This window comes from Teichococcus rhizosphaerae, assembly GCF_002631185.1.
GTDB classification, from domain to species: Bacteria; Pseudomonadota; Alphaproteobacteria; order Acetobacterales; family Acetobacteraceae; genus Pseudoroseomonas; species Pseudoroseomonas rhizosphaerae.
The window spans coordinates 12,487-28,031 of record NZ_PDNU01000028.1 but is presented as its reverse complement, the minus strand read 5'-3'; the positions used below and the strand labels follow the sequence as shown (position 1 = coordinate 28,031).

Sequence of the window (15,545 nt, the reverse complement as noted above, 5' to 3'; positions counted from 1 at the left end):
GGGGTGACATTGTCACCCCGGCGGGCACCCCGGCGGGGCTCCAGGGGCGGCGCCCCTGGCCTTCCACAGGCCGATCACCGGCCAGAGGATCGCCGTCAAGGTCAGCGCCCACAGCACCACGGACACCGGCGAGGCCAGCAGGATCATCGGGTCGCCGTCGCTGAGCGAGAGGGCGCGGCGCAGATTGTCCTCCAGCAGCCGCCCCAGCACGAAGCCGAGCACGATTGGCACCAGCGGCACGCCCAGCTTGCGGAACATCCAGCCGGCGACGCCGAAGCCCACCGCCAGCAGCAGGTCGGTGCTGGAGTTGGAGGCGGCGTAGACGCCTGCGAAGGACAGCGCGATGACCAGCGGGTAGAGCGCCCAGGCCGGCACCATCAGCAGCCGCGCGAACAGCCCGACCAGCGGCAGGTTCAGCACCAGCAGCATGACGTTGCCGACATACATGCTGGCGATCAGCCCCCAGGCCACTTCCGGCCGCTGGGTGAACAGCAGCGGGCCGGGGGTGATGTTGTACATCAGCAGCGCGCCCAGCAGCACGGCGGTGGTGCCGGAGCCCGGGATGCCCAGCGCCAGCATCGGCACCATGTTGCCGATCTGCGCCGCGTTGTCGGCCGTCTCGGGCGCCGCCACGCCGCGCACGTCGCCGCGGCCGAAGGTGCCGTCCCTCTCGTTCAGCCGCTTCTCGGTGGAATAGGACAGGGCGGCGGCGATGGAGGCGCCCGCCCCCGGCAGCACGCCGATGACGAAGCCGATGCCGGTGGAGCGCAGCATGGTCGGCACGCAGCGGCGGATTTCCGCCAATGTCAGGCGCGCGCCGTGGCCGAGGTGGCTGGCGGCCGCCGCCACCGGGCTTTCCAGCAGCAGCAGGATCTCGCTCACCGCGAACAGGCCGATGGCGAGCACGGTGAAGTCGATGCCGCCCAGCAGCTCCACCGTGCCGAAGGTGAAGCGCTCGACGCCCGTGCCGCCATCGATGCCCACCATGGCCAGCAGCAGGCCGAGGCAGGCGGCCGCCCAGGTCTTGGCGGCGTTGCCCGCCGCCACGGCGCCCAGCAGGGACAGGGCGAAGCCGATCAGCGCCACGTAGTCGGCCGGCGAGAAGCCCACCGCGGCGCGCGACAGCGGCACGGACAGGAAGGTCAGCAGCACCACCGAGAGGGTGGCGCCGGCGAAGGAGCCGATGCCGGAGATGGCCAGCGCCGCGCCGCCGCGCCCGGCCCTGGCCATGGGGTGGCCATCGAGCGTGGTGAGCACGGCGGCGGGCTCGCCCGGCATGTTGAGCAGGATGGCGGCGATGCGCCCGCCATAGCCCGAGCCGTAATAGACGGCGGCGAGCAGGATCAGCGCGCTCTCGGGCGGCAGCTTCAGCGCGAAGACCAGCGGCAGCAGCAGCGCGATGGCGTTGAGCGGCCCGAGCCCGGGCAATGCGCCGATGGCGGTGCCGGCGACGCTGCCGCACAGCGCCAGCAGCAGGTTGAGCGGCGCGAGGGCGACGGCGAAGCCGCCCGCCAGGTGGCCGAAGGCGTCCATGGTGTCCGGGTCCGGGGCGTCAGAATCCGAGGGGGCCGCGCGGCAGGGGCAGATCCAGCACCCGGTCCAGCAGCAGGAACAGGCCAGGCGCGGTCAGCGCCGCGGCCAGCAGGCTCTGCGCCCAGCTCCCCGCGAAGGCGCGGGCGATGACGAGGCAGAGCAGGGCGGTGGACAGGATGAAGCCCAGCGGCACCACGATGAAGGCATAGGCCAGCATGGCGGCGATGCAGACGATCCCGCGCCAGGGCCGCCCGGCGGATTCCCAGCCCAGCCCCGGCCGCAGCAGCAGCGCCAGGGCGGCGAGGCCCAGCACCACGCCGATCACGGTGGGAAACGCCTTGGGCCCCACCGGGTCCCCCGCAAAGGGGACCACGAGCCCCTGGGCGCTCCAGATGGCCAGCGCCGCCAGCAGCAGCAGCAGCAGGGCCAGCGCGCGGTCGGGCAGGGTGGAGCGCGGCAGGGCGCGCGGCGGGTGCGGCGCGGCCTCGGGCAGCGGCGGCGCGGGCATCTCCGTCACTGCTGCTGCACCAGCCCGACCTCGCGCGCCAGGGTGCGGTACTCGCCGGTGCGTTGCTTGGCCAGGGCGGTGAAGGCCTCGCCCAGCGAGTTGTACTCGAACAGGCCGGCGCCGCTGCGCGCCTCGGCGTAGCGCGGGTCTGCCTGCATGCGGCGCAGCGCGTCCACCCAGAACTCATAGGCAGCGTCGGAGGCGCCGGGCGGCATGTAGAAGCCGCGCACGATGGTCCATTCCACCTCCGCGCCCTGCTCGCGCGCCGTGGGGATGTCGGCGAAGGGGCCGGGCAGGCGGTTGGGGGAGAGCACGGCCAGCAGCCGGATCTCGCCCGCCTGGAGCTGGCCCTGCACCTCGGAGGCGTCGCCCGGAAAGACCTGGATATGGCCGCCGAGCAGCGCCGCCATGGCCTGCCCGCCGCCCTCGAAGGGCACGTAGCGCAGCTTGCGCGGGTCGGCGCCCGCGCCCTTGGCGACCAGCGCCGCCTTGGTCCAGTCCTGGCTGCCCACCGCGCCGCCCGCGCCCATGGGCACGCTGCCGGGGTCCGCCTTCAGCGCCGCCATCAGCTCGGAGAGGTTCTGGAACCTGCTGTCCTTGCGCACGGCGATGACGCCGAAATCGGCGCCGATGGCGCCCACCCAGCGCACGTCGTTCTCCGTCCAGCGGCCGAAGCGGCCCTGCGCCAGGTTCACCCAGGAGCCGGTGGACACGGCGACGATGACGTTGGGATCGTTGCGGCGCTGCGCCAGCACCTGGTTCATCGCCACGGCGCCGATGCCGCCGGGCATGTTCTGGGTGCGGATGGCGGGGCCGACGATGCCGTACTCGTTCAGCAGGCGGGCCGTGGTGCGGCAGGTGAGGTCGAAGCCGCCGCCCGGCGCGGCGGGGGCGATGCATTCCGGGTTCTGCGGCGTGAAGCCCTGCGCCCCGGCCGGGGGGATGGAGGCGGCGAGAGCCAGCGCCGCGAGGCAGGCGGAGCGCAGGAGGGATGGCAGCATTGGACGTTTCCCGGGGCGAATGATGGTTGCGGAAACGATGCGGCGAACCGCCGTGGCAGGCAAGCGCCGTGACGCAGGCGGCAAGGCATAGAGAAAGCATGTTGAGAATAATTCTCAATCTCGTCTAAGCTGGCGCACCGCCTCGAAGGGGAGAGAGCCGCCATGTTCCATCACCGCTCCTGCGGCACCACCGCGCTGGTCGCGCTGATGGCCGCCCACCGCGCCGCGCTTGGCCAGCAGGGGAGCCTGCGGCAGCAGGACATCACCCGGCTCGTGGAGGAGGAGCTGGCGGCGCCGGGGCCGGCGAATGGCTGGGCGCCGGGCACCGCGCCGCGGGAGGCCCTGCCGGCCCGCGGCTGAGGCGCCGCACGGCGGGCGCCGGGGAGACCTTGCGCCCTACAGGCAGTCCGAGGCCAGCAGCACCGGCAGGCCGCACCAGACCGTGGCGGCCAGGGCGAGGCCGAGGCCGCCCGTGGCCAGCACGGGCCGGAAGGACGCCTCGGCATCGCCCCAGCGCGTGCCGCGCCAGCTCCGGGCCAGCAGCGCCCCCAGCACCGCCAGATGCACCGCCCAGACGCCGAGCAGCACCCAGCGCTGCAGGCTCAGCCCCATCCAGGCGGGGCGGTCCCAGCCCCAGGCGCAGCCGAGCGAGACGGCCACGTAGAGCAGCCCGAAGGCCAGGCTCCAGAGGATGAAGGCCAGGGTGGCCACCACCACGCCCGGCAGGCGGTCCAGGCCGGTCATGGCGCGGCCATCCAGGGCCAGAACTGCAGCAGCAGCAGCGCGGCCAGCCCGCACAGCGCGGTGTAGCCCTGCCACATCAGGGTGTTGCGCGGCGCCAGGTCGCGCAGCGCCGAGACGTGGCCGCTGCCGCAGCGCGCCGCCGTGTAGGCCGCCATCACCGCGCCCAGCGCGGCGTGCAGCGCCACATAGAGGGCCAGCACCAGCATGGCGGCGGCATAGGCGTGGCTGGTGGGCGGCGCGCCGTGCCGGAGCGGCAGCGCCGCCACGGCGCCCGCTCCCAGCAGCCCGGCGGGAGCGCCCAGCAGGAACAGCGCGGCGCAGGCGCCCATGCGCCCCCGCCGCAGCGCCGCCAGCCCCAGCGCCCCGGCCAGCGGCGCGCCCAGCAGCCCGGCCAGGGCCAGCAGCGCCAGCCAGGGGGAGAAGCCCAGTAGCGCCGGCGGCGGCCAGCCCGGCGCCACCACCCACAGGAACAGCGCGCCGAACAGTAAGGAGCCGAACAGCGCGCCATCGGCCACCAGCAGCAGCGCCATGCCCCACCAGCCGGGTTGCGAGGCCACGCCCGGATGCGGCAGGGCGCTCTCGCCATGGCCGATCGGCAGCGGCGCTGGGTCCTCCCGCATCCCCATCGACCACAGCCAGAACAGGGCGAGGGCCAGCACCAGCGCCGCGCCCGCCCCCACCAGCCAGTACTGCTTCAGCAGCATGGCGAGGAAGCACAGGCCGGTGGCCAGCGCGGTCCAGAGCGGCAGCAGGGTGGGACGCGGCAGCAGGATGATCTGGTCCGGCCGGCCGCTGACGACCTCGACCCCCAGCGTCTCCATCCAGCCATGGCGCGGCGTGGCGAGGTAGTGTTGGCCGGCGGCCAGCGCGCGGCCAAGGCCGGGATGGGCGGCCAGCGGCTCGCGGCTGTCCACGGGCGGCAGGCTGGCGGCGTTGTAGCTGGGCGGCGGCAGGGGCAGGGACCATTCCAGGCTCTCCGCCCCCCAGGGGTTGCGCGGCGCGTGCCGGCCGAAGCGGCGCTGCATCAGCATGTCCACCGCGAACAGCGCGAAGCCGATCGCCGTCATGAAGCCGCCCACGGAGGAGAGCAGGTTCAGCCAGTCCCAGCCGATGCCGGCGGGATAGGTGTAGACGCGGCGCGGCATGCCGAGCAGCCCGGTCAGGTGCATCAGCAGGAAGGTGAGGTTGAAGCCCACGAAGATCAGCCAGAAGGCGGCGCGGCCGAGGTGGTAGATGGGCATCCGGCCCGTCACCAGCGGCATCCAGTAATAGGCGCCGGCCATCAGCGGAAAGACGAAGCCGCCGACCAGCACGTAGTGCAGGTGCGCCACGACGAAGTAGCTGTCATGCACCTGCCAGTCGAAGGGCACGACGGCGACCATGACGCCGGTGAGCCCGCCATTGACGAAGATGAAGAAGAAGCCGAGCAGGTAGAGCATCGGCAGGTCGAGGCGCGGGCGGCCCTTCAGCAGCGTGGCGAGCCAGGCGAAGATCTGCACCGCGGTCGGGATGGCCACCGCCATGCTGGCGGCCGAGAAGAAGCCCTGCGCGATGTGCGGGATGCCGACCGCGAACATGTGGTGCACCCACAGCCCGAAGCTCAGGAAGCCCATGGCGACGAGCGCCAGCACGATGGCGTTGTAGCCCACCAGCCGGTGCCGCGCGAAGACCGGCAGCACGGTGGAGATGACGCCCGCCGCCGGCAGGAAGATGATGTACACCTCCGGGTGGCCGAACAGCCAGAACAGGTGCTGCCACAGCAGCGGGTCGCCGCCGCGCGCCGGGTCGAAGAAGGGCAGGCCGAAGGCGCGCTCCACCTCCAGCAGGATGCTGCCGAGGATGAGGGGCGGGAAGCCCACCAGCATCATCACGGCGGTGACGAGGAAGTACCAGGCGAGGATCGGCATCCGCCGCAGCGCCATGCCGGCGCCGCGCATCTTGAGGATGCTGGCGGTGATCTCGACCGCCGCGCCGATCGCCGAGATCTCGACGAAGGTGATGCCGAGCAGCCAGACATCGGCGTTGATGCCCGGCGTGTGGGTGGAGGAGGAGAGCGGCGTGTACATGAACCAGCCGCCATCCGGCGCGACACCCGCCAGCATGGCGCCGATGATGAAGCCGCCGCCCAGCAGGTAGCACCAGTAGCCATAGGCCGAGAGGCGCGGAAAGGCGAGGTCGCGCGCGCCCAGCATCTTCGGCAGCAGATACATCGCCAGCCCCTCGAACATCGGGATGGCGAACAGGAACATCATCACCGTGCCATGCATGGTGAAGACCTGGTTGTACTGCTCGGGCGGCATGAACACGTGGCCCGGCCGCGCGAGCTGCGCGCGGATCAGCATGGCCAGGATGCCGCCGATGGCGAAGAACACGAAGGCGGTCATCATGAACCGCGCGCCGACGATGCTGTGGTTCACCGCCCCCAGCCGCCCGAGGCCGGGCGGCGTGCGCCAGATGGCGTCGAGCAGGCGGTGCCGGCGGAGCGGGCTCATGGCCGGCTCCGTCGGCGGCGTGGCCGGACCCGTCACGCCCGGTTGCGTCCTGCTCATCGGGCGGTCTCCAGGTAATCGGCGATGCGCGAGAGCGCCGCGTCGTCCAGCGCCGCGTGGGAGGGCTCGCGGCTGCCCGGCTTCAATGTCTCGTGCCGGCGCAGCCAGAGCAGGATGCTCTCCCGCCCCTCGTTCTCCAGCGTGCCGCCGCCGATGCGCCCGCGCCGGGCGAGGCCGGCGAGGTTGGGGGCCGCGCCGTCCTGCCGCGCATCCGCCGCGTGGCAGCCGGCGCAGCTGGCGGCGAAGTCGGCGGCGCCGGGATGCGAGGGGTCCGGGCGCGCCGCCGCCAGCGCCGCCAGCGCCGCCTCATAGGCTCCGGCCGGGTGGACGATGACGCGGAAATCCATCTGCGCGTGCTGCAGGCCGCAGAACTCGGCGCACTGGCCCTCATACACGCCGGGCGCGTCGGCCCGCAGGCGCAGCACGTTCTCATGGCCGGGGATGGCGTCCAGCTTGCCGGTCAGGCGCGGCACCCAGAAGCTGTGGATGACATCGGCCGCGGTGATGTGGACATCCACGGCGCGGCCGGCGGGGATGTGCAGCTCGCCCGCCGTGTGCACCGGGCCGCCCGCCGCGTCGTGCTGGGTGAAGCCCCACCACCATTGCTGCCCCCGCGCCTCGACGCGGAGCGCCCCTTCCGGCCCGGGCTTCGGCAGCATCCCCTCGCCGGTGCGCAGCGCGATGACCAGCAGCACCGCCAGCACGGTGACGGGAAAGGCCACGCCCCAGCCGGCGACGAAGCGGCCCGCATCCAGCCCCCGCCCGCGCCGCTCCCGCCGCAGCGCGTAGAGCGCCACGGCGCAGACGCCGAGCAGGATGGCGCTGGCGGCGAAGAACATCACCCACCACAGCGCCGCCACCGATGCCGCGCCAGGCCCCGCGGGGTCCAGCGTGGAAAGCGGGCCGGAGCAGCCGGCGAGGGCGAGGGCCGCGCCCGGCGCCAGGCGCCGCAACCCCGCGCGCAGGGCACGGTGGAACCCTGCGCGCCCGCCACCACTTACAGCAGCGTCCCGGCCATGGCGCCCGCCAGGCCCCAACCGAGGAGCGCGCAGCGCATGGCCGACCCGATCCCCGAACTCACCAGCCAGGGCGTCAGCTCCAAGGTGGCGGTCGCCGGCCACCCGATCCACGCCATGCTGGTGGCCTTTCCCATCGCGCTGATCATGGCCACGCTGGGCTGCGACGTCTTCTACTGGTGGACGGCCGACCCCTTCTGGGTGCGCGCCGGGCTGTGGGCCAGCGGCTTCGCCTTCTGGCTGGGGCTGCTGGCCGGGCTGTCGGGCACGGCGGAGCTGCTGCTGGTGCGCGGCATCCGCCGCCACAGCGCGGGCTGGACGCACTTCGTCGCCGCCGTGATGCTGCTCTCGGTGGCCGGCGCCAACTGGGGCCTGCGCCTGGCGGGGGCGGACATCACGCCGCTGCCCTGGGGGATGTTCCTGTCGGTGCTGGCGGCGTTCTTCGTGGGGCTGGCGGGCTGGCATGGCGGCAAGCTGGTGTTCGAGCATCAGATCGGCCTCATGCTCTCGAACGACGACTGAAAGATCTCGCGCCCCGCCCCGGGCCGCAGCAGCCAGTCCGGGAAGAGGGAGATGCCGATCTCCGGCTTGCCCAGCACCAGCAGCAGCACGCCGAGGATGAGGATGTTGGCGGTGACGGCGAGCGCGACGGAGCGCCAGCGCGGATAGCAGCGCTCCGGCTCGGCCAGCGCCACCAGCACCAGCCCGTAATACATGTGCAGCGCCACCATGCAGCCGACGACCAGGAGCTTCAGGAACAGCCAGGGCACGAAGACCCGGTAGGCGAAGATCAGCCCCGTGCCGGTGGCGATGGCGAGCACGGCGGCCGGCGAGAGCACCACGCGGTAGCCCACCCAGGTGAAGCGCCAGAGCCGCTTCAGCGTCGGCGTGTCGGGGCGGCGGGCGCGGCCGGCGAACAGTCCGGGCAGGAAGATCAGCCCGGCGCACCAGACGCAGAGCGCGACGATGTGCGCCGCCTTCAGCCACGCCGCCTCCGGCAAGGGCATCAGGCCTTGCCTCCGTCCGGCGCGGGCTCGCGCAGCCCCTGCGCGGCGTGCAGCAGGGCGGCGCCGAGATAGACGAGGCTGGCCGGCACCCACATGATCAGCCCGCCCAGCTGCTGGTCCTGCAACGGCGAGAGGCCCCAGGCCTGCGTCGTTCCGAGGTGCGGTGCGTAGAGCGGGGCGGGGGCGAAGGTGATCAGCGCGCCGAGCAGGCCCATCTGCGCCATCATCGTCAGCAGCGCGGCCAGAAAGGGCGGGGAGGCATCGCGCCGCGCCAGGGCGGCGCTCCAGAACCACAGCCCGGTGCCCAGCAGGCTGGCCTGCATCGCCCAGTAGAGGGCATGGGAGGACAGGGCGGCGGCGTAGAGCGGCGGCGCGTGCCAGAGCCACAGCGCCAGGATGTGCGCGGGCACCGCCAGCCCGAGCGCGCCTTGCAGCGCGCGCCAGGGTCCGGCGCCCGCGCCGCGGGGCGGCGACGCCAGGGCCAGGGCCAGCAGCGGCGCCGCCGCGCCCACCAGCAGCACGTGGTGCGCCACGCGCGACGAGAACAGCGCCGAGCTGAGCGCGCAGAGCGGCGAGACGAAGGCCAGCGCCAGCACCAGCCAGCCGCCCAGCGCCGCCCGGCGCGGCAGGCCCGCCGGCCGCAGCGCGGCCCAGCCCAGCAGCAGCGCCAGCAGGCTCAGCAGGTAGGGGTCGAGGTTCCAGCGGCCCCACAGCTCGCCCGGCACGGGGCCCACGCCACAATAGGGAATAGCGCTCCACATCGTCCTCGCCCCTTTTCGCCGACCCTGGAGCGGTCAACACCCCCCTCCCGGCAGGGTTGCGCGACATCCGCACGCGGAGTTGCTATTGAAAATGCGTAACCTGCGCGCCCGCCGGGCCCGGCCCCGCCTCTGCGGCCGCCATGTGCCGGGGCCGGGGCTTGCCGGCGGCATGGGCATTGGCATCGAGGGTTCCGCTTCCGATATGTCAGCCATCTTGCCATGTTGAGTTTCGTTCCAGAGGATTTCCCCGCGCATGCATGACGACGCCCTGCCCCCCGCCAATCCGGCGGAAGCGGCCATCCTGGCGGCGGGCCTGAGGGTGGAGCAGCGCGAGATGCCGCAGCTCATCCGCCTCGTGGCCCGCCGCCTGCCGGCCGATGCCGCGGTGGTGCGGGACCTGCTGTGCCAGGTCCGCCGCAAGGGCTGGATCTCGGCCATGATGGCCATGGCCAGCCGCGCCGGCGAGGTATGGGCCCGCCGCGCCGAGGCCGAGGCCGCCGCCGCCACGATCGACGATCCGGAGCCCTCCGAGGCGCGGCTGCGCGCGGCGCTGGACGAGGCCATCCTGGCCCGGCTGCGCAATGCCGCGCCGCGCCCCGGCGCCGCGCTGGAGGCGGTGGAGGCCGAGCTGGTGGACATCGCCGGCACCGCCCTCTCGGCCGAGCGCCACGCCGCCCTGGCCCGCGCCGTGGCCGAGGCGCATGGGCTGGACGAGGCGGAGACGGCCCGCTTCTCCCGCGCCGCCGCGCATGTCGAGCAGCGGCGGCGCCAGGACCTGCGCGCCGCCGAGGCCGCCGCGCGCGAGAAGCGGCGCGAGGAGGTGCGGCGCCTGCGCGACTGGGAGCGCAGCCTGGTCGGCATCGAGGCGCTGCCCGGCCTGCTCGGCTGCTCGGAGCGCGAGGCGCTGCGCTGGGTGGGCGCCGGGCTGGTGCCCGTGGCGCGCAAGCTGCGCGGGCCGAAGTCGGGTGGCCGCGAGCGTTGGGAGTTCGACCCCGACGAGCTGAAGCCGCTGCGCGCCGAGATCTCCGCCTGGCGCGAGGCCGAGCGCATGCGGCAGCCGGAGCGCGGCGGCCGCGCGCCCCAGCGTGGCGCCTCCGAGCAGGGCCTGGCGCGCGCGGCGGCGCTGGCCGGGCGTGGCGGCCGGCAGGCCAACGCCGCCGTGGCCCGCGTCGCGGCGCTCGACCGCTATGCCGCGCATTTCGCCACCGCGCGGGCGATGATCCGCCGCATCACCATCGTCACCGGCCCCACCAACAGCGGCAAGAGCCACATGGCGCTGGACCGGCTGGCCACCGCCGAGAGCGGCCTGGCGCTGGCGCCGCTGCGGCTGCTGGCGCACGAGTTCCGCGAGGCGCTGGCGGCGCGCGGCGTCGAGGCCGCGCTGTCCACCGGCGAGGAGCGCATCCCCGTTCCCGGCAGCAGGCACCTCGCCGCCACGGTGGAGATGTGCCCGTTCCACACGCCGGTCGATGTCGCCATCATCGACGAGGCGCAGCTGCTGCACGACCGCGACCGCGGCGCGGCCTGGACGGCGGCGCTGATGGGCGTGCCGGCGCGGGAAGTGTTCGTGCTGGGCGCGCCGGAATGCGTGCCGATGGTCAAGCGCATCGCCGAGCTGTGCGGCGACGAGGTCGAGGAGGTCTCGCTCCAGCGCAAGGGCGCGCTGCACGCCTCCACCACCCCCGTGCCGCTCGGCGGGCTGAAGGAGGGCGACGCGCTGGTGGCCTTTTCCCGCCGCGACGTGATGGGGCTGCGCGAGGAGCTGGTGAAGCGCGGCCGCAAGGTGGCGGTGGTCTATGGCGCGCTCTCGCCCGAGGTGCGCCGCGCCGAGGCCGCCCGCTTCCGCTCCGGCGAGGCGGACATCCTGGTGGCCACCGACGCCATCGGCATGGGGCTGAACCTGCCGATCCGCCGCGTCGTCTTCTCCACGCTGAAGAAGTTCGACGGCGAGGAGCGGCGCGACCTGAACAGCCAGGAGGTGAAGCAGATCGGCGGCCGCGCCGGGCGCTACGGCCACCACGAGGGCGGCGTCGTCGCCGTGCTGGCGGGCGCGGGCAACCCGGAGTTCATGCGCGCCATGCTGGAGGCGCCGCACGCGCCGCCGGCCGAGCTGCGCCCGCAGGTGCAGCCCGATGCCGACATCATCGCCGCCGTGGCGAAGGAGATCGGCACGGACAGCCTGTTCGGCGTGCTGGCCCGCATCCAGCGCGCCGTGCTGCGCAAGGATGACCCGAACTACCGGCTTGGCGAGCTGACGCAGCAGATGGCCATCGCCTCGGCCATCGACGGCGTCGCCAACCTGTCGCTGCTGGACCGCTGGACCTATGCCATGTGCCCGGTGGACGAGCGGGACAACGGCATCACCCGCCTCGCCCGCTGGGCGGTGGACCATGGCGCGGGGCGGCCCGTCGCGCCGCCACTGGCCGGGCGGCTGCCGGCGCCGGAGCGCGCCTCGGGCGAGGAGCTGCAGCGCGCCGAGAAGGTGCACAAGCGCCTGGTCGCCTGGCGCTGGCTGTCGCTGCGCTTCGAGGGCGCCTATCCGGACCGGGAGGAGGCCGAGGCCGAGACGGCGCGGCTGGATGCCTGGATCGAGGACGTGCTGCGGCAGCAGCGGCGCGGCAAGGCGGTGGAGAACGCGCCGGAGCGCGCGCGGGTGACCAGCCGCCGGCGCGCGGCCTGAAAGCGCGCGGGGGGCAGCGCCGCCTCCCCCCCCCCCCCCCGCGATCCTCCCCCTCCGGGTGGCGGTGCCGCCCCGGGGGGCGGCGCCGCCTCAGGCCATGGCCACCCGGCGCGAGCGGCCATAGGGGCCGAAGGCCCAGGCCAGGACGAGCAGGAAGCCCGCCACCACGGCCATCATGCCGGCGGCGTTCAGCCCGTGGTCCAGGCCCAGCAGCGCCGGCACCGCGATGGCGGCGCCGTAGCCGCCCGCGCCCATCGCCACGGCGGCGGCGGCGGAGATGAGGAACTGGCCGCGGTAGCTGTCCGTCAGCAGGCGGGCGATGGCGGCGGGCGCCACCAGGGCCGCGATCACCAGGATCGACCCCACCGCCCAGAAGGCCGCCACGCAGGCCACCGAGACCAGCACCAGCACCACCAGCGACAGGCCGCGCGGCGCGAAGCCGATGCTGGCGGCGAAGTCCGGGTCGAAGGCCGCCAGCCGCAGCTCCTTCCACAGCAGGGCGAGGCCGGCGAGGGTGAGCGCCAGCACGCCGGCCAGGGTGCGCGTCTCCTGCGGCATGTCGGCCAGCGCGGCCGGGTCCCACAGCGAGGAGAAGCCGGTGGCGGCGGGCCAGATCAGCGCCTCGAGCTGGCCGTAGAGCACGCAGTCCACGTCGAGGTCCACGGCGCGGGCGCCGCTCACCTCGATCAGCACGATGCCGAGCGCGAACATGCCGGAGAACACCACGCCCATGGCGGCGCCCGCCTCCAGCCGCGCCAGCCGGCGGATCAGGCTGATCAGCAGCGCGGCGATCACGGCGGCGGCCATCGCGCCCAGCACCATGGGCAGGGTGGCGCGCGTGCCGGTGACGATGAAGCCCATCACCAGCCCGGGCAGCACGGAATGGCTGATGGCGTCGCCCAGCAGGCTCTGCCGCGTCAGCAGCAGCAGGTTGCCGAGCAGGCCGCAGGCCAGGCAGGCCAGCACCGCCGCCGAGAGCGCCGCGAAATCCAGTTGCAGGAACAGCGTCATGCCGCCTCCCGCCGCAGCCGGCGCTGGCGCAGCGCGAAGGCCACCACGCCGCGCGCCGGCGCGAAGAGCAGCGCCAGCAGGAACAGCGCGCAGGCCACCAGCGCGATGGTGGCGCCCGTGGGCAAAGCGGGCGCGGCGGCGGAAAGCCCCGCCCCCATCCAGGCCGAGACGGCGCCGAGCAGCCCCGCCAGCGGCACCATGACCGAGAGCCGCTCGGTGGCCAGCCGGGCGGTGGCGGCGGGCACCACCATCAGCGCCACAACCAGGATCAGCCCCACCGCGCGGAGGCCGGCCACCGTGACGGCCAGCATCAGCCCGAGCAGGGCGAGATCGAGCCAGCGCACCGGCAGGCCCACCGAGGCGGCGAAATCGGCGTCGAAGCAGAGCACGGCGAGCGGGCGGAACAGCACCGCGACCGCCAGCAGCGCCGCCACGGCCAGCCAGAGGATCAGCAGCGCGTCGGCCGCGCTCATCCCCGCCGCCTGGCCGAGGATGAAGCTGGACAACCCCGCCTGCCCGCCCACGGGCAGGGACTGCACCACCGAGAGCAGCGCCACGCCCGTGCCGAAGCCGATGGAGATGACCAGCGCCATCGCCGCGTCGTCCCGCAGCCTGCCGCCGCGGGCCAGCGCGCCCACGGCCAGCACGCCGAGCGCCGCCGTGGCCGCGGCGCCGCCCATCAGCAGCGGCAGGGAGCGCGGGTTCCAGCCCAGCGTGGCGGCGAGGATGAAGGCGAGGCAGAGGCCGGGCAGGGTGGCGTGGGCCGCGGCGTCGGCGATCAGCGCGCGGCCGCGCAGCAGCACGAAGCAGCCCAGCGCGCCCGCGGCCAGCCCGAAGGCGGCGCAGCCCAGCGCCACCACCCGCGCGTTGTAGCCGCCGCTGAAGGTCAGCGCCTGGAGCAGCGCCTCCATCACGGCACGGCCCGCAGGGGCTGCCGGAGCGGGGAGGAGGGGCGCAGCGCCGCCTCGTCCAGCATGCTGAGCCGGCCGCCATAGGTGCGCGACAGGTTCTCCGGCGTGAACACCGCCTCCATCGGCCCGGCCGCGACCACCTCGCGGTTCAGCAGGCAGACATGCTCGAAGTATTGCGGCGCGGTGGCGAGGTCGTGGTGCACGGCGATCACCGCGCGCCCATCCCGCCCGAGCCGGTGCAGCACGTCGATGATGGCGCGCTCGGTGGCGGCGTCGACGCCGGCGAAGGGCTCGTCCATCAGGTAGAGATCGGCTTCCAGCGCCAGGGCGCGGGCGAGGAAGACGCGCTGCTGCTGCCCGCCCGAGAGCTGGCCGATCTGCCGCCCGGCGAAGTCGGCCATGCCGACCTCGGCCAGGGCGGCGCGGGCGCGCTCCCGCTCGGCGCGCGGCAGGGGCAGGAACCAGCCGACGCGCGGGTAGCGGCCCATCGAGGCCACCTGCAGCACGGTGGCGGGGAAGTCCCAGTCCACGCTGGCGCGCTGCGGCAGGTAGCCGATGCGCCGCCGCGCCTGGCGCAGTTCCTGGCCGAAGAAGCGCACCTCGCCGGACAGGCGCGGCACCAGCTCCAGCGCCGCCTTCAGCAGGGTGGACTTGCCGGCGCCGTTGGGCCCGACGATGGCGGTGAGGCCGCTCTGCGGCGCGCGCCAGCTCACCCCTTGCAGCACCGGCGCCTCCCGGTAGGCGACCGAGAGGTTGCGCAGCTCGAGGGCGGAGGGGGTGGGGCTCATCGGGCCTCCGCCAGCCGGCCGGCGAAGCCGCGCGGCGGCGCCTCGCCGCCCAGGGCGCGCACCATGGTCGTCACGTTGTGGTCGATCATGCCGGGATAGGTGCTCTCATAGGTGCCGGGCGCGCCCATGGCGTCGGAGAAGAGCGAGCCGCCGATGACGACGCGGTGGCCGCGGGCGGCGGCGCCTTCCACCAGGGCGCGGATGTTGCGGTCCGAGACGGAGCTTTCCACGAATACGGCGGGGATGTTGCGGGCCGCCAGCAGCTCCACCAGCTCCTGGATGCGGCGCAGCCCGGCCTCGGATTCGGTGGACAGGCCCTGGATGCCCATGACCTCCAGCCCGTAGCGGCGGGCGAAGTAGCCGAAGGCGTCATGCGCCGTGACCAGCACGCGCTGCCGGGCGGGGATGGAGGCGATGGCCCGCGCCGCCCACTCGTCCAGCGCCGCCAGCTCGGACTGGAGCGCGGCGAGGTTGCGCTCGAACTCCGCCGCCCCCGCCGGTTCCAGCCTGGCCAGCTCGCGGGCGATGATGCCGGCCGCCTGCGACCAGGCGCGTGGGTCCATCCACACATGCGGGTCGGGGTGCGGGGCGGCGTCCTCGGGGACGAGCAGGCTCTCGGGCGGCAGCGACTCGGCCACCGCCACCACCGGCTTGCCGGCGCGGGAGACGCGCCCGAAGGCCTCGGTCATCTGCCCTTCCAGCAGCAGACCGTTGTAGAACACCAGTTCCGCCTTCAGCAGCCGGGCGATGTCGCCCCGGGTCGGCTTGTAGAGATGCGGGTCCACCCCCTCGCCCATGAGCACGCTCAGCTCGATGCGGGAGCCGCCGACGCGGCGCGCCAGGTCGCCGATCATGGCGGTGGTGGCGAGGACCGGGCGCCTGACGGGCGCCTCGGCCCGCGCCTCGCCCGCCCCGGAACCGGCGGGCGAGGCCGCCATGGCCGCCAGGGCGGCGGCGCCGAGCAGCAGGCGGCGGCGGGAGGGCGGGCAGGCTTCGGTCATGCTGGCGGTCTCCGGGGCTCTCATGGCGCCGCCTT

Annotated in this window: 15 protein-coding genes; 3 read left to right on the top strand and 12 right to left on the bottom strand. The window is 74.2% G+C overall.

Features of this window, described 5'->3' with window-relative positions:
• Nucleotides 1-12: 12 nt before the first annotated feature.
• The 3 genes from CR162_RS14120 to CR162_RS14110 are packed head-to-tail and all read right to left on the bottom strand — an operon-like array spanning nt 13 to nt 3,042.
• A complete protein-coding gene (locus CR162_RS14120) occupies nt 13-1,533 on the bottom strand; it encodes a tripartite tricarboxylate transporter permease (RefSeq protein ID WP_099096177.1) in 1,521 nt (506 codons plus the stop codon).
• Nucleotides 1,534-1,552: 19 nt separating this feature from the next.
• On the bottom strand, nt 1,553-2,041 hold the full coding sequence (locus CR162_RS14115; RefSeq protein WP_099096176.1) for a tripartite tricarboxylate transporter TctB family protein: 489 nt from the start codon (nt 2,039-2,041) through the stop codon (nt 1,553-1,555).
• A 5-nt stretch (nt 2,042-2,046) separates the two neighbouring features.
• The gene (locus CR162_RS14110) at nt 2,047-3,042 is read right to left on the bottom strand and encodes a Bug family tripartite tricarboxylate transporter substrate binding protein (RefSeq protein ID WP_099096175.1); all 996 of its coding nucleotides are present in this window, start codon (nt 3,040-3,042) and stop codon (nt 2,047-2,049) included.
• A 162-nt stretch (nt 3,043-3,204) separates the two neighbouring features.
• Here CR162_RS14110 and CR162_RS14105 point away from each other — a divergent pair, with 162 nt between their 5' ends.
• The gene (locus CR162_RS14105; RefSeq protein WP_099096174.1) at nt 3,205-3,402 is read left to right on the top strand and encodes a hypothetical protein; all 198 of its coding nucleotides are present in this window, start codon (nt 3,205-3,207) and stop codon (nt 3,400-3,402) included.
• 36 nt (nt 3,403-3,438) lie between these two features.
• On the opposite strand, the gene CR162_RS14100 is transcribed toward CR162_RS14105, so the two are convergent.
• From CR162_RS14100 to coxB, 3 genes are read right to left on the bottom strand one after another with little or no spacing between them, the layout of a single operon-like run.
• A complete protein-coding gene (locus CR162_RS14100) occupies nt 3,439-3,786 on the bottom strand; it encodes a hypothetical protein (RefSeq protein ID WP_099096173.1) in 348 nt (115 codons plus the stop codon).
• On the bottom strand, nt 3,783-6,335 hold the full coding sequence (gene ctaD, locus CR162_RS14095) for a cytochrome c oxidase subunit I (RefSeq protein WP_099096172.1): 2,553 nt from the start codon (nt 6,333-6,335) through the stop codon (nt 3,783-3,785). The genes CR162_RS14100 and ctaD overlap by 4 nt, the downstream gene beginning before the upstream one ends.
• Complete coding sequence (gene coxB / locus CR162_RS14090) at nt 6,332-7,288, bottom strand: cytochrome c oxidase subunit II (RefSeq protein WP_099096171.1); 957 nt, start codon at nt 7,286-7,288, stop codon at nt 6,332-6,334. Before coxB ends, ctaD begins: the two co-directional genes overlap by 4 nt.
• A 102-nt stretch (nt 7,289-7,390) precedes the next feature.
• Between coxB and CR162_RS14085 the strand changes: the two genes are divergently transcribed.
• Complete coding sequence (locus CR162_RS14085) at nt 7,391-7,873, top strand: DUF2231 domain-containing protein (RefSeq protein WP_099096170.1); 483 nt, start codon at nt 7,391-7,393, stop codon at nt 7,871-7,873.
• On the opposite strand, the gene CR162_RS14080 is transcribed toward CR162_RS14085, so the two are convergent.
• Entirely contained in the window at nt 7,840-8,358 is a 519-nt protein-coding gene (locus tag CR162_RS14080; protein ID WP_099096169.1) for a CopD family protein, read from the bottom strand. The two genes, CR162_RS14085 and CR162_RS14080, sit on opposite strands and share 34 nt — an antisense overlap.
• The gene (locus tag CR162_RS14075) at nt 8,358-9,119 is read right to left on the bottom strand and encodes a cytochrome c oxidase assembly protein (protein WP_099096168.1); all 762 of its coding nucleotides are present in this window, start codon (nt 9,117-9,119) and stop codon (nt 8,358-8,360) included. Before CR162_RS14075 ends, CR162_RS14080 begins: the two co-directional genes overlap by 1 nt.
• A gap of 253 nt (nt 9,120-9,372) precedes the next feature.
• Here CR162_RS14075 and CR162_RS14070 point away from each other — a divergent pair, with 253 nt between their 5' ends.
• Nucleotides 9,373-11,799, top strand: coding sequence for a helicase-related protein (locus tag CR162_RS14070; RefSeq protein ID WP_099096167.1), 2,427 nt, complete (start codon nt 9,373-9,375; stop codon nt 11,797-11,799).
• A 90-nt stretch (nt 11,800-11,889) separates the two neighbouring features.
• Here the strand turns inward: CR162_RS14070 and CR162_RS14065 are convergent, their stop codons facing one another.
• From CR162_RS14065 to CR162_RS14050, 4 genes are read right to left on the bottom strand one after another with little or no spacing between them, the layout of a single operon-like run.
• Nucleotides 11,890-12,810 carry a metal ABC transporter permease gene (locus CR162_RS14065; RefSeq protein ID WP_099096166.1) on the bottom strand — a complete coding sequence of 307 codons (921 nt, stop codon included), beginning with the start codon at nt 12,808-12,810 and terminating at the stop codon, nt 11,890-11,892.
• A complete protein-coding gene (locus tag CR162_RS14060) occupies nt 12,807-13,721 on the bottom strand; it encodes a metal ABC transporter permease (protein WP_099096165.1) in 915 nt (304 codons plus the stop codon). The genes CR162_RS14065 and CR162_RS14060 overlap by 4 nt, the downstream gene beginning before the upstream one ends.
• A complete protein-coding gene (locus tag CR162_RS14055) occupies nt 13,721-14,509 on the bottom strand; it encodes a metal ABC transporter ATP-binding protein (protein ID WP_099096164.1) in 789 nt (262 codons plus the stop codon). The genes CR162_RS14060 and CR162_RS14055 overlap by 1 nt, the downstream gene beginning before the upstream one ends.
• Nucleotides 14,506-15,510, bottom strand: a complete 1,005-nt coding sequence (locus tag CR162_RS14050; RefSeq protein ID WP_099096229.1) for a metal ABC transporter solute-binding protein, Zn/Mn family — start codon at nt 15,508-15,510, stop codon at nt 14,506-14,508. Before CR162_RS14050 ends, CR162_RS14055 begins: the two co-directional genes overlap by 4 nt.
• Nucleotides 15,511-15,545 lie beyond the last annotated feature (35 nt).

Coding starts and splice junctions, on each gene's coding strand:
- CR162_RS14120 (WP_099096177.1), bottom strand. CDS start 1,533: ATGGACGCCTTCGGCCACCTGGCGGGCGGCTTCGCCGTCGCCCTCGCG.
- CR162_RS14115 (WP_099096176.1), bottom strand. CDS start 2,041: ATGCCCGCGCCGCCGCTGCCCGAGGCCGCGCCGCACCCGCCGCGCGCC.
- CR162_RS14110 (WP_099096175.1), bottom strand. CDS start 3,042: ATGCTGCCATCCCTCCTGCGCTCCGCCTGCCTCGCGGCGCTGGCTCTC.
- CR162_RS14105 (WP_099096174.1), top strand. CDS start 3,205: ATGTTCCATCACCGCTCCTGCGGCACCACCGCGCTGGTCGCGCTGATG.
- CR162_RS14100 (WP_099096173.1), bottom strand. CDS start 3,786: ATGACCGGCCTGGACCGCCTGCCGGGCGTGGTGGTGGCCACCCTGGCC.
- ctaD (WP_099096172.1), bottom strand. CDS start 6,335: ATGAGCAGGACGCAACCGGGCGTGACGGGTCCGGCCACGCCGCCGACG.
- CR162_RS14085 (WP_099096170.1), top strand. CDS start 7,391: ATGGCCGACCCGATCCCCGAACTCACCAGCCAGGGCGTCAGCTCCAAG.
- CR162_RS14080 (WP_099096169.1), bottom strand. CDS start 8,358: ATGCCCTTGCCGGAGGCGGCGTGGCTGAAGGCGGCGCACATCGTCGCG.
- CR162_RS14075 (WP_099096168.1), bottom strand. CDS start 9,119: ATGTGGAGCGCTATTCCCTATTGTGGCGTGGGCCCCGTGCCGGGCGAG.
- CR162_RS14070 (WP_099096167.1), top strand. CDS start 9,373: ATGCATGACGACGCCCTGCCCCCCGCCAATCCGGCGGAAGCGGCCATC.
- CR162_RS14065 (WP_099096166.1), bottom strand. CDS start 12,810: ATGACGCTGTTCCTGCAACTGGATTTCGCGGCGCTCTCGGCGGCGGTG.
- CR162_RS14060 (WP_099096165.1), bottom strand. CDS start 13,721: ATGGAGGCGCTGCTCCAGGCGCTGACCTTCAGCGGCGGCTACAACGCG.
- CR162_RS14055 (WP_099096164.1), bottom strand. CDS start 14,509: ATGAGCCCCACCCCCTCCGCCCTCGAGCTGCGCAACCTCTCGGTCGCC.
- CR162_RS14050 (WP_099096229.1), bottom strand. CDS start 15,510: ATGACCGAAGCCTGCCCGCCCTCCCGCCGCCGCCTGCTGCTCGGCGCC.